This window comes from Stutzerimonas stutzeri (assembly GCF_024448695.1).
GTDB lineage: Bacteria > Pseudomonadota > Gammaproteobacteria > Pseudomonadales > Pseudomonadaceae > Stutzerimonas > Stutzerimonas stutzeri_T.
In genome coordinates this window covers 1-12,205 of the sequence record NZ_JAMOHY010000034.1, presented here as the reverse complement: position 1 = coordinate 12,205, position 12,205 = coordinate 1, and the positions used below count along the sequence as shown (strand labels likewise).

The following is a 12,205-nucleotide window of genomic DNA, read 5'->3' as shown; positions in this document are numbered from 1 at the left end:
TTGCTATCCCTGCCGATGTGCCACTAACGGCGCATCGGCAGATGCAGGTATAAGCAAGGCTGCGGCCAAACAAGATCTAGAGGAACTGGAAATTTATGAAAACAACAAGAAAACTGTTCAGCGTCCTGGCATTCTCGCTGCTGGCAAGTAGCGTGATGGCTGCCGTTTCACCGGAAGAGGTCGCCAAACTCGGCACTTCGCTGACGCCGCTGGGCGCCGAAATGGCGGGTAACGCCGATGGCACTATCCCCGCGTGGACCGGCGGTCTGAGCACCGATGCAGCGCCGCTCAAGAACGGCCATCTGACCAACCCTTTCAAGGATGAGCAGCCGAAGTTCGTCATCACTGCGCAGAACGCCGAGCAGTACAAAGACAAGCTCACCGCAGGCCAGATGGCGATGTTCCAGCGCTATCCGGATAGCTACAAGATTCGTGTATTCCCGACCCATCGCACTTCGGCGGTACCTGACGCGGTTTACGAGGCAGCCAGAAAGAGCGCGGCAAACACCGAGCTGGTCGAGGGTGGCAACGGTGTGAGCAATTTCACCGACAGCCGTTACTACGCCTTCCCGATTCCGCAGAACGGTCTTGAAGTGATGTGGAACCACATCACCCGCTACCGCGGCGGCAACGTGCGCCGCAACATCACCCAGGCCACACCGCAAACCAATGGCAGCTACACCATGGTGCACTTCGAGGATGAGGTGGCTTTTCCGTCGGAGATGACCGACCTGGATCCCGAGCGCGCGAAGAACGCATTGCTGTTTTTCAAGCAGCGCGTGACCGCACCGTCGCGTCTGGCGGGTAACGTGCTGCTGGTTCATGACTCGTTGGATCAGGTGAGGGAGCCGCGCCAGGCGTGGATCTACAACGCCGGTCAGCGCCGCGTCCGCCGCGCGCCGCAGGTGGCGTACGACGGTCCGGGTACCGCCTCCGACGGCATGCGTACCACCGACAACTTCGACATGTTCAGCGGTGCGCCGGATCGTTACGACTGGAAGTTGATTGGCAAGAAGGAAATGTACATTCCGTACAACAGCTACGAGATTGCCTCCAGCGATATCAAGTACAGCGACATCATCAAGGCAGGTCACGTCAACCAGGACCTGGCGCGTTACGAGCTGCATCGCGTTTGGGAAGTTGAGGCAACGCTCAAGAGCGGCGAGCGCAACATCTACGCCAAGCGTCGCTTCTTCATCGATGAGGACAGCTGGACCATCGTTCAGTCGGAACTCTATGACGGCCGCGGCCAGCTGTGGCGTGTAGGCGAGGCCCATATGCTGCAGTACTACCAGCACAAGGCCCAGGCATACGCCTTTGAAGCGCTGTACGACATCATTTCCGGACGCTATATCGCAATCGGTATGGCCAACGAAGAGAAGCCGTGGGCATACGGCCATCGTGCTACAGCGCGGGACTTCACACCCGCCGCATTGCGTAACGCCGGGGTGCGTTGATCAAGAAACATCCTGAGGTGAAGGAAGGCGGCCAGATGGCCGCCTTTTTTATTTCGCCGATATAAGGATGTTATTTGGCCAATAAACAGGGCGGACAAGCTTGCATCGCCACTGCGAGTCGACAAAAGGTACGGAATCGTGCAGCGTTGTGAGCGCAATGGCGCTACGACAGGGCGAGATCCCGACGGCTGCGCTCTTGCTTTCTCATGGATAGATACGAACAAGAGAGCCTCACCATGTCCGTCCGCTTCAATCTCGGCGCGATCAGCACGGAAGCCGCTGCGCAGGTTCAGGTCGCGACTGTTCCACGCCTGCCTCCCGTGCATGTTCCAAGGTCACGTTTGGTAGATGCCTTGCTGGAGGCCCGTTGCCGGCTGCGCCTGATCTGCGCGCCAGCGGGTTTTGGCAAGAGTGTGCTGCTGAGCGAGTGTGCCCGCCGGGTGCCGACCGATACACATTTGGTCTGGCTTGATCTGGGTGGTCGCCCATTTACTGCCGAGGCGCTTTACTCGCAGCTCAGTCGGAACATGGGTGGTTTGCCAGCGGCGACCGAGGATATTCAGCAGGACCTGCTCGGTCTGCTGAATGCCTCCCGGAAACCCTTGTGGATCATGCTTGATGACTATCCAAGGCAGGTGGCTCCGGCATTCGATGCCTGCCTGGATATGTTGCTTGAGCAAGGCCCCGAAACGGTCAGCTGGTGGGTCAGCAGCCGGCGAAAGCCCGTGTGGAAGCTGCCCAGGCTGTTGCTGCAAGGTGATTTGTTTGAGCTGGAGGGTGAGGCGCTGGCGCTGACAGCCGGCGAGCTCAGGCAGGTATTGAAGGCCCATCGCCTGGACCTCACAGAAGATACTTTCAAGCAGTTGATGGTGGGTAGCGAAGGCTGGCTGGCGGGGGTCAGCCTGCTGCTGTTCAATGCCGACGAACAGGCCGTGCGCGAGCGTCTGCAGGCCGGCACGCCGTTGCTCAGGGATTATGTCCAGCGCGAGGTGCTGGAGGGGCAGAGCGACGAGATTTGTCAGGCATTGTATGCGCTGGCGCGCTTGCCGCGATTTTCACCGCAGCTGTGCGAGCATGTGCTTGATGGGGCCGGCAGCAACATTCTCGACGCGTTGAAAACCTCTCAGCTGTTCATTCGCCAGATCGACAACTGCGGTGAATGGTTTCGCTTGTGGCGACCGCTGGCGCTGATGCTGCAGCGCATGTCGGAATCGCTCTCGCCGACCCAGACCCATTTGCGTGCCTGCCAGTGGTTCGCCAATCGCGGGGAGATGCGTGAGGCGGTCGAGCACGCCCTGTGGGCGGGACAGCCGGAGGTGGCGGCCAATTTCCTGCAGCGCTATGGGCAGGAGCAACTGCTCATCGGCGACAATGTTTCGCATTTCCTGAAGTGGCGCAGCGAGTTGCCGCAGGACCTGTTTGCCAGCACCACACGGCTGATCGTGCTGCAGGGCTGGGCCCTGATCGTTTCAGCCAGGCTTGACGAAGTGGACGATTGTCTGGCCGATCTCGCGAAGTTTTTCCCGCAGCCCGATGCGCGGCGCCAGGCTCAGTTGCTGGCGCAGTGGCAGGCGCTGCGAGGCTTTCTGGCGCGGCTGCGCGGGGAGCCAGAGGCTAGGGGTTACTGTCTACAGGCGCTGGAAGTCTTGTCGGATCATGCCTGGGCGCAACGTGTCCTCTGCTATCAGGCGCTCTGCCAGCAGGCGATGGCCGAGGGTCAGCTTGAGCTGGCGCAGCAGTACAACAGTGAAGGCATGAAGCTCGCACGGCTCAAGGGCAGTGTGTTGTACGAGATGATGCTTAGCGTTGATCGCATACAGCTTCTGGAGCTTACAGGCGAGTTCGAGCGCGCCGTGGGAGTGCTCGATGAATCACTCATGGTGCTGCGCGACAGCGTTGGGCACAGCCCGATCATTGGCCGGTTGAAGTTGCTGCAAGGGCATCTGCTGGCCTATCAGGGGCTGGACGAGCCAGCCCGGGAAGCTTTTCAGCAAGGTCGGATCGAGACCGAGACCTGTGGCGATTCCTACATGTTCTTCGGTTATGCGGGACTGGCCGAGCTGGCTGCGCGCAATCAGGAATTTCCCAGCGCCTATCACTGGCTGCGCGAGGCGGAGCGGCTGACACAGTGGCGGCACGTGCCGGAAGCACGCTTCCGCGGGATTCTGCCGATGATCACCGGGGTAACCTGGCTGCATCAGGGGCAATTGCGAAAGGCCCGTACGGTACTGAATCAGGTGCTGGAGCTTTATGAGGGGCACTCCTACATTGCCCCTTCCGGCTTCTACGAGCTGCTGCCGCGCGTGCAGCGTTATATGGCGCTGATCGATATGCTGGCTGGCCGCTGCTCGCTGGCGATCGAGACATTGCGCGAACTGATCGAGCAGAATCTTCGTCTGCAGCGGCTGGGGCTTGCCTGTGAATGTCGCTTTACCCTTGCCGAAGCGCTTCAACTCGATGGCCGGCATGACGAGGCGGAGCTGGAGTTGCGCAGGGCGCTTGGTGAGGCGGCCCGGCAGCAGCTGGTCAAGCCCCTGTACGAACTCCAGCATCGCCAGCCGCAATGGCTTGCCAGAATATTGCCTGCCGGCAAGGGCGAGCGTCTGCGCGACAGGCTTCTTCAGTTCGAGCGCGAGCCGGAAGACTCCCTGACCGTGGGTGACGAGGTGATGTTGAGCAATCGTGAACTCACCGTGTTGCGCCTCATTGCTCAGGGCTGCTCGAATCAGGAAATTGCCGAGCAACTGTTCATTTCACTGCACACGGTCAAGACCCATGCACGGCGCATCAACACCAAGTTGGGCGTGGCACGCCGCACTCAGGCAGTCGCGCGGGCCAAGGCGCTGGGTTGGCTTTGATCTTTCAAGCATGGCAGCAGGCGCTTTAACACTGCTCAGGTCCCACTTTCGGGGGAGGGGAGTTCCGCCAATGCCTCTGGGTTGTTCCTGAACGCCTTGGCGAACAGCTCCCGATGCCTGGCCATGAAGATGCCGATGTCTTCAGCCTGCTGTTCGCTCAGCGAGGGCGACGCCTGTTGCAGAACGGTCGCCAGTGTTTCGGCAAGTTCTAGCATCTTGTCGTGACGGTCGGCTTCTGCTTTATCCATGAACAAACGCTCCAGATCCCGGCTGCTGCGGTACACCACTTCAACGGCCATCCACTACCTCGGCTTAATGTATTGATACTGGTTTTTTATACAGCTTAAAGCGCTTGTGCAGAGATGGAAAGCATTTGCGCAGCCAATGGCGAAACGGCGCAGCCATGGAAATCAGTTGGCGAAGTGCCCCTGCAGTCGTTCGGCACGGAATTCCAGGGTGCTGGCTCGGTATCCCGCGCGCAGCATGGGCAGTGGCACGCAGGACTGCCAGCGCGCTCCAGGCTGCAGGTCGTCTGGTCCGCCGTACTGCGGCGCATCGTAAGTCGAGCTGACCAGGTTCAGCGTGGAACCGGGTGCATGGGCGCTGATGTTCCAACGCAGGCTGCGAAGGGGCTTGGGGCTGTGGTTGTCGAGGGTGACCTGCAAGGGGCGGGCAGCCGGGCAGGCGTCAGGTGCGTAGACCAGGCGCAGTTCGAGTTGATCCAGTAACGCCGCTTCTTGCTGCTCCTGCCAGATGACCCAGGCGGCGACCAGGCCGAGACCCAGCAGCGCGCCCAGTGAAATCGGCAGCGCGCGCAGGGGGTAGCGGATCAGCAGGATCAGCCAGGTAATGATGAGCAGCGCGCCGATCAGCATCCTGAGATGCCTGTCATGTCGAGCATCGTGACCTCGTTCTTCGATGAGTCAGTGGACATCCTACCGCTGGCATCGTTGAGTTGCGAATCAGTGCGCGGCAGCAAAGCGGGTCCGAGATGTTTGTCTCAGTCGTCTTCGGCGGGCCGTGCGTGGCTGGCGAGCCGTTCGAGGGCAGCTTTCAGTTTGGGGTCCCTGATGCCGCGGGCGGTTTCCTGGATATTGTCTGCCGCCCGGGTGGACAACTCAGGGGCGGGGCCGGGTTTGTGTCGGGGAGTCTCGGGAGGTTGTACCTTGAACAGGATGCGGTTCAGGCCGCTGAACTCTGCCACACCCTGTAATTGGCGTTGCAGCCGGCGCTCCTGATAGCGCAGGCGGGTCGCCCAATGCCCGTCGGTGACGATAAGCAACAGTGTGCCCTCGCGCCAGGAGGCGACATGGCAGTGCTCGCGCGCAGCGGGTTGCAGCTGCTGTTCAACCAGATGCTGCAGGCGATCGAGCCGTCTTGCCTCGCTGAACAAGGCTTTCAGCGGCTTTGCTTCGCGCAGCAGCGCAGCGGGCGCTCGGGCTGGCGGGGGGCGCAGCGACATGGTGGTGATCCGGCGGTGGCATTGGCGGGCCACAAGCTTAGCAGAAGCCCTGTGGCATTCAGCGTCCAAGCAGTACGGGTTGACTGCCGGGTCGATTGCTTTGCAGTATGACGGGCTTTCGCCGGTGCGTAGCGGGCACCTTTTCTCACCGGCATTTGCGAGTAGAATGCTCCCTTTGCACGTTATCGTGGTGGCCCCGCGTGCGTGTCTCCATCCCCAGCATGGAAGTCCTTGTCGATATGTTTGCGCCTTTAATGAAGAAACTCTTTGGAAGCAAGAATGAGCGTGAGGTCAAGCGCATGCTCAAGGCGGTTCAGTCCGTCAATGCACTCGAAGAGCAGATGCTGTCGCTGTCCGACGAGCAGCTGCGAAGCAAGACCGAAGAGTTCAAGGCCCGTATCGCTCAGGGCGAGTCGCTCGACAGGGTTCTTCCCGAAGCCTTCGCTGTCTGCCGTGAAGCGGGCAAGCGTGTCATGGGCATGCGCCACTTCGATGTACAGCTGATCGGCGGCATGACCCTGCACGAAGGCAAGATTGCCGAGATGCGCACCGGTGAAGGCAAGACCCTGGTCGCGACCCTGGCGGTCTACCTCAATGCGCTGGAAGGTAAAGGCGTCCACGTGGTGACCGTCAACGACTACCTGGCCCGTCGTGATGCCAACTGGATGCGTCCACTGTACGAGTTCCTGGGGATGTCGGTCGGCATCGTCACGCCGTTCCAGCCGCCGGAAGAAAAGCGCGCTGCCTACGCGGCGGACATCACCTACGGCACCAACAACGAATTCGGCTTCGATTACCTGCGCGACAACATGGCGTTCAGCCTCGAAGACAAGAACCAGCGTGAACTGAATTTTGCCGTGATCGATGAGGTGGACTCCATCCTCATCGACGAGGCGCGTACGCCGCTGATCATTTCCGGCCAGGCCGAGGACAGCTCCAAGCTTTATCAGCAGATCAACCAGCTTATCCCGACGCTCAAGCAGCACATCGAGGAAGAAGAGGGCGTCGTTACCCAGGAAGGGCATTACAGCATTGATGAGAAGACTCGCCAGGTCGAGCTGAACGAGCTGGGCCACCAGTTCGTCGAGGAAATGCTGACGCAGGCCGGACTGCTCGCTGAAGGCGAAACCCTCTACTCGGCGCACAATCTGGGGCTTCTGACTCACGTCTATTCCAGCCTGCGTGCGCACAAGCTGTTCCATCGCAACGTCGAATACATCGTGCAGAACGACCAGGTGCTGCTGATCGACGAGCATACGGGCCGCACCATGCCCGGACGTCGACTGTCTGAAGGTCTGCACCAGGCCATCGAAGCGAAAGAGGGGCTGCCGATTCAGCCGGAAAGCCAGACGCTGGCTTCGACCACCTTCCAGAACTACTTCCGCCTGTACAAGAAGCTTTCCGGGATGACCGGCACTGCCGACACCGAAGCCTTTGAATTCATGCAGATCTACAGCCTGCCGGTGATGGTCATCCCGACCAACAAGCCGCTGGCGCGCAAGGATTACAACGATCTTGTCTACCTGACCCAGGAAGAGAAGTACGCTGCGATCATCGCCGATATCAAGGATTGCCAGAACAATGGCCGTCCGGTGCTGGTCGGTACCGCGACCATCGAAAGCTCTGAATACGTGTCGCGACTGCTGGAGAAGGAAGGCATCGAACACAAGGTGCTCAACGCCAAGCACCATGACAAGGAAGCCGAGATCATCGCCCAGGCCGGTCGTCCAGGCGCGGTCACTATTGCCACCAACATGGCCGGTCGCGGAACCGACATCCTGCTGGGCGGCAATTGGGAAGTTGAAGTCGCGGCGATGGATAACCCCACCGAGGAGCAGGTCGCGCAGATCAAGGCCGACTGGCAGAAGCGCCATCAGGCCGTACTCGAGGCCGGCGGTTTGCATGTGATCGCCTCCGAACGCCATGAATCGCGGCGCATCGACAACCAGTTGAGGGGGCGTGCCGGTCGTCAGGGCGACGCTGGTTCCAGCCGTTTCTATCTGTCGCTGGAAGACAGCCTGATGCGCATCTTCGCCTCTGACCGGGTGAAGAACTTCATGAAGGCGCTGGGCATGGAAGCCGGCGAAGCCATCGAGCACCGCATGGTCACCAACGCCATCGAGAAGGCACAGCGCAAGGTTGAGGGACGCAACTTCGACATGCGTAAGCAACTGCTCGAATACGACGACGTGGCCAATGAGCAGCGCAAGGTCATCTACCACATGCGCAACAGCCTGCTGGCTGCCGACGAGATCGGCGAGACCGTTGCCGAGTTCCGCCGCGAAGCGCTCGACAATGCCATCAGTCAGCATATTCCGCCGCAGTCTCTGCCGGAACAGTGGGATATCGCCGGCCTGGAAGAAGTGCTTTACAGCGATTTCGGAACCCGTCTGCCGGTCCAGCAATGGCTCGACGAGGACGACAAGTTTCATGAGGAAGCGCTGCGTGAGCGCATCCTGCAGGCCCTGATCGAAGCGTACAGCGAGAAGGAAGATATGGCTGGAGCCGAAGCGCTGCGCACCTTCGAGAAGCAGATCGTGCTGCGTGTGCTGGACGACCTGTGGAAGGACCACCTGTCGACCATGGATCACCTGCGCCACGGCATTCACTTGCGTGGTTATGCGCAGAAAAATCCCAAGCAGGAATACAAGCGTGAATCCTTCGCCCTGTTCAAGGACCTGCTCGAATCCATCAAGCGCGATGCGATTCGTGTGCTCTCCCATGTGCAGGTGCGTCGTGAGGACCCGGTCGAGGAAGAGGCGCGTCTGCGTCGCGAAGCCGAGCAACTGGCGCAGCGCATGCAATTCCAGCATGACGAGGTGTCCGCGCTTGCAGAGCCGGAAGAGTCCGAGGCCGAGGGCGCGGCTGCACCTGTGATGACGCCGGTGCGCACCGAGCCTAAGGTAGGGCGCAACGAGCCATGCCCCTGCGGCTCGGGGAAGAAGTACAAGCATTGCCATGGGCAGATTCAATAACAGACCGCTGGAAAACTACCTGCGTTGGCAATACTGCGTTAAAAACAGGCTCGGAATGCTCATTTAGAACACCTAAACTCCGCTTCCTCACCTGTTTTTGCCTTGTCTTGCCTGCCTCGCCTACGTTTTCCAGCGGCCTGACGAGCGGCTATCTCTGCTAAATCACGCCGCGACCGGTCCTGCCGCTCGCGGCGTTTTTATCCCTGTTTTCGCTGCGGCCTGCGGGCCGTCACTTTTGAAGGAGCGTATCCATGGCTGTCGGTCTTGGTCCTTTACCTGTACTGCACCCGGTTCCCGGTTTCGAGCTTGGTATCGCTTCGGCGGGAATCAAGCGACCAGGCCGCAAGGATGTGGTGGTGATGCGTTGCGCTGAAGGCTCCCGTGTGGCCGGTGTGACCACCACCAATGCCTTCTGCGCAGCGCCGGTGCTCGTCACCCGGGAGCGCATGCATGGCGAGGTGCGCTATCTGCTGACCAACACCGGCAATGCCAACGCCGGCACCGGGGAACCCGGTATGCAGGCGGCGCTTCGCACCTGTGCGAGCCTGGCGAAACGGGTGGGTGTTGCAGACAGTGCGGTGCTGCCGTTTTCCACTGGCGTGATCGGCGAGCCGCTGCCTGTGGAGAAGATCGAAGCTGCGTTGCAGGCCGCTCTCGATGATTTGTCCGTGGATCACTGGGCTGAAGCCGCTACCGGCATCATGACCACCGATACCCTGCCCAAGGGCGCCAGCCGGCAGTTCGAGCATGACGGCGTCACCGTCACCGTGACCGGGATTTCCAAGGGTGCGGGCATGATCCGTCCAAACATGGCGACCATGCTTGGCTATATCGCCACCGACGCCAAAGTGTCGCTCGATGTCTTGCAGGATCTGGTGCGTGATGCGGCAAACAAGTCCTTCAATCGCATTACCATCGATGGCGATACCTCAACCAACGACTGCTGCATGCTGATCGCCACCGGGCAGGCGAGCCTGCCGGAAATCACCGAGGCCAGCGGCGAGTTGTTTACCAAGCTGAAGCAGGCAGTGTTCGAGGTGTTCATGGAGGTTGCCCAGGCCATCGTGCGTGATGGCGAAGGCGCCACCAAATTCGTCACGGTCATGGTCAATGGCGGCATGACTCACCAGGAATGTCTGGACGTGGGTTATGCCGTTGCCCATTCGCCGCTGATCAAGACGGCGCTGTTCGCCTCCGACCCGAACTGGGGGCGCATCCTCGCCGCCGTGGGCTACGCCGGCGTGCCTAACCTTGATGTCAGCAAGATTGACGTGTTCCTCGGGGAGGTCTGCATTGCCAGTCAGGGCGGGCGTTCAGCCAGCTACACCGAAGAGCAGGGCGCAGCGGTGATGGCGCGTGAAGAAATCACCATTCGCATTGAGCTGGGGCGCGGCAACTGCAGTGAGACCATCTGGACCACCGATCTCTCCCATGAGTACGTGCGTATCAACGCCGAATACCGGACTTGATAAAGCGGCGCAGCGGCGTGCGGGATGCTTGGGTAGGAGCGGGCCATGCCCGCGACGACTCTGCGTGGCCAGGTTCGCAAGCATGGCTTGCGCCTGCCAGAATGCAAATCTGCCAGCCACGGGCGGGCCAGTGAAGACGCCTGAACGATGAAGCGAATCCATGTTGCCGCTGCCGTCATTCGGGCTGTGGATGGCCGGGTCCTGATCGCCAAACGCCCGCTGGACAAGCATCAGGGCGGACTGTGGGAGTTTCCCGGTGGCAAGGTCGAGGCCGGCGAGTCGGTCGAGGCTGCGCTGGCTCGCGAACTGGCCGAGGAGCTGGGCATCACGGTGACGGCTGCGCAGCCGCTGATCCAGGTTCGCCATGATTACCCGGACAAGCAGGTGCTGCTGGATGTCTGGCAGGTGTTGGCTTTTTCCGGTGAGCCCCATGGCGCAGAGGGCCAGCCACTGGCCTGGGTGGAGCCGGCCCAATTGTCGGGCTACAGCTTTCCGGCGGCGAACAGGCCGATAGTTGCTGCAGCGCGTCTGCCAGATCGCTACCTGATAACGCCCGATGGCTCGCCGGAACAACTGCTGAACGGGATGGTGCGGGCGCTAGATGCCGGTATTCGGCTGGTCCAGCTGCGTGCCCCATCCTTGTCGCATTCCGATTACCGGACGCTGGCGGTTGAGGCCACGGCTCTTTGTGCCGGGCGTGCCCAACTGATGCTTAAAGGCCCGGTGGAATGGGCAACCGAATTTCCGACAACCGGCTGGCATCTGACCGCTGAACAGCTCAGGCAGCATGCTGGACAAGGCAGACCGGTTTCATCCGGGCAATGGCTGGCGGCGTCCTGCCATGATGCTCATGAGCTGGACTTGGCTACGGCGATGGGGGTAGATTTCATCACCCTCTCGCCGGTGCTTCGTACGGCTACGCACCCCGAAGCGCAGGCTCTGGGATGGTCCCTCGCCGCTCAGTGGCTGTCAGCCTTCAGCCAGCCCGCATACCTTTTGGGTGGCCTCGGTTCCGGCGATGTGGCGAAGGCGTTGCGTGCTGGTGCTCAGGGCGTCGCGGCGATTCGGGCTTTCTGGCCACAGGCGTGAAACTCCAGTGTTCTGCCTGTAGAACAGACTGCGCATACGCGAATTGCCAGCCAATGCCGTGGTCGTAGTCGATGAGGTGACATGCAGGGCATAAGACGATAGTAAAAATGCATCGTCATTATTCCCTTAATCAATTAACCATATGCGGTGGGCTGCGTTATCGTAGGCCCCGTTAAAGTTTCTGAACCCCGAAGGAGTTAGCAGATGTCTCTGATCAACACCCAAGTCCAACCGTTCAAAGTCAACGCTTTCCACAATGGCAAGTTCATCGAAGTCACCGAAGAGTCCCTCAAGGGCAAGTGGTCGGTGATGATCTTCATGCCGGCGGCCTTTACCTTCAACTGCCCCACCGAGATCGAAGACGCTGCCAACAGCTACGCCGAATTCCAGAAGGCCGGTACCGAGGTGTACATCGTCACCACCGATACTCACTTCTCCCACAAAGTCTGGCACGAGACTTCCCCGGCTGTCGGCAAGGCTCAGTTCCCGCTGATCGGCGACCCGACTCATCAGCTGACCAACGCTTTCGGCGTACACATTGCTGAAGAAGGTCTGGCACTGCGTGGCACTTTCCTGATCAACCCGGAAGGCGTGATCAAGACCGTGGAAATCCACTCCAACGAAATCGCCCGTGACGTCAGCGAAACCCTGCGCAAGCTGAAAGCTGCCCAGTACACCGCTGCCCATCCGGGTGAAGTCTGCCCGGCCAAGTGGAAAGAGGGCGAGAAGACCCTGGCTCCTTCGCTGGACCTGGTCGGCAAGATCTAAGATCTTTCGCCCATTTGCCTTGCATGCATGAGGGGCTGCCAGCCAGCCCCGATTGCCAGACGCCTGGATGCGGTTTATCCAGGCGTTTTATTTTCTGAATTTTTTGGGAGGCGCCGCTGCTCATGTT

9 protein-coding genes are annotated in these 12,205 nt (G+C 60.3%); 6 read left to right on the top strand and 3 right to left on the bottom strand.

The genetic code is table 11. From position 1 onward, the window contains the following. Positions 1–95: 95 nt before the first annotated feature. Positions 96–1,457: a DUF1329 domain-containing protein gene (locus NAV32_RS16400; RefSeq protein WP_256053865.1), complete on the top strand. Its 1,362-nt coding sequence runs from the start codon at positions 96–98 to the stop codon at positions 1,455–1,457. A gap of 236 nt (positions 1,458–1,693) precedes the next feature. Next, positions 1,694–4,315 carry a LuxR C-terminal-related transcriptional regulator gene (locus tag NAV32_RS16395; protein WP_256053864.1) on the top strand — a complete coding sequence of 874 codons (2,622 nt, stop codon included), beginning with the start codon at positions 1,694–1,696 and terminating at the stop codon, positions 4,313–4,315. Positions 4,316–4,350: 35 nt separating this feature from the next. On the opposite strand, the gene NAV32_RS16390 is transcribed toward NAV32_RS16395, so the two are convergent. The 3 genes from NAV32_RS16390 to NAV32_RS16380 all read right to left on the bottom strand — a co-directional run bounded on the left by NAV32_RS16390 (position 4,351) and on the right by NAV32_RS16380 (position 5,777). Continuing rightward, positions 4,351–4,614: a YebG family protein gene (locus NAV32_RS16390; protein WP_256053863.1), complete on the bottom strand. Its 264-nt coding sequence runs from the start codon at positions 4,612–4,614 to the stop codon at positions 4,351–4,353. Between the two features lie 111 nt (positions 4,615–4,725). Then, the gene (locus tag NAV32_RS16385; RefSeq protein WP_256053862.1) at positions 4,726–5,190 is read right to left on the bottom strand and encodes a multidrug transporter; all 465 of its coding nucleotides are present in this window, start codon (positions 5,188–5,190) and stop codon (positions 4,726–4,728) included. A 125-nt stretch (positions 5,191–5,315) separates the two neighbouring features. Continuing rightward, positions 5,316–5,777 carry a DUF721 domain-containing protein gene (locus NAV32_RS16380; protein WP_256053861.1) on the bottom strand — a complete coding sequence of 154 codons (462 nt, stop codon included), beginning with the start codon at positions 5,775–5,777 and terminating at the stop codon, positions 5,316–5,318. A 239-nt stretch (positions 5,778–6,016) separates the two neighbouring features. Here NAV32_RS16380 and secA point away from each other — a divergent pair, with 239 nt between their 5' ends. The 4 genes from secA to ahpC all read left to right on the top strand — a co-directional run bounded on the left by secA (position 6,017) and on the right by ahpC (position 12,078). Further along, positions 6,017–8,752: a preprotein translocase subunit SecA gene (secA, locus tag NAV32_RS16375; RefSeq protein ID WP_256053884.1), complete on the top strand. Its 2,736-nt coding sequence runs from the start codon at positions 6,017–6,019 to the stop codon at positions 8,750–8,752. Positions 8,753–9,003: 251 nt separating this feature from the next. After that, positions 9,004–10,221: a bifunctional glutamate N-acetyltransferase/amino-acid acetyltransferase ArgJ gene (argJ, locus tag NAV32_RS16370; protein ID WP_256053860.1), complete on the top strand. Its 1,218-nt coding sequence runs from the start codon at positions 9,004–9,006 to the stop codon at positions 10,219–10,221. A 147-nt stretch (positions 10,222–10,368) separates the two neighbouring features. Then, positions 10,369–11,310, top strand: coding sequence for a Nudix family hydrolase (locus NAV32_RS16365; protein WP_256053859.1), 942 nt, complete (start codon positions 10,369–10,371; stop codon positions 11,308–11,310). A gap of 204 nt (positions 11,311–11,514) precedes the next feature. Then, positions 11,515–12,078, top strand: coding sequence for an alkyl hydroperoxide reductase subunit C (gene ahpC, locus NAV32_RS16360; RefSeq protein WP_256053858.1), 564 nt, complete (start codon positions 11,515–11,517; stop codon positions 12,076–12,078). Positions 12,079–12,205: the final 127 nt, after the last annotated feature.

Coding starts and splice junctions, on each gene's coding strand:
- NAV32_RS16380 (WP_256053861.1), bottom strand. CDS start 5,777: ATGTCGCTGCGCCCCCCGCCAGCCCGAGCGCCCGCTGCGCTGCTGCGC.
- NAV32_RS16390 (WP_256053863.1), bottom strand. CDS start 4,614: ATGGCCGTTGAAGTGGTGTACCGCAGCAGCCGGGATCTGGAGCGTTTG.
- NAV32_RS16365 (WP_256053859.1), top strand. CDS start 10,369: ATGAAGCGAATCCATGTTGCCGCTGCCGTCATTCGGGCTGTGGATGGC.
- NAV32_RS16395 (WP_256053864.1), top strand. CDS start 1,694: ATGTCCGTCCGCTTCAATCTCGGCGCGATCAGCACGGAAGCCGCTGCG.
- argJ (WP_256053860.1), top strand. CDS start 9,004: ATGGCTGTCGGTCTTGGTCCTTTACCTGTACTGCACCCGGTTCCCGGT.
- NAV32_RS16385 (WP_256053862.1), bottom strand. CDS start 5,190: ATGCTGATCGGCGCGCTGCTCATCATTACCTGGCTGATCCTGCTGATC.
- secA (WP_256053884.1), top strand. CDS start 6,017: ATGTTTGCGCCTTTAATGAAGAAACTCTTTGGAAGCAAGAATGAGCGT.
- ahpC (WP_256053858.1), top strand. CDS start 11,515: ATGTCTCTGATCAACACCCAAGTCCAACCGTTCAAAGTCAACGCTTTC.
- NAV32_RS16400 (WP_256053865.1), top strand. CDS start 96: ATGAAAACAACAAGAAAACTGTTCAGCGTCCTGGCATTCTCGCTGCTG.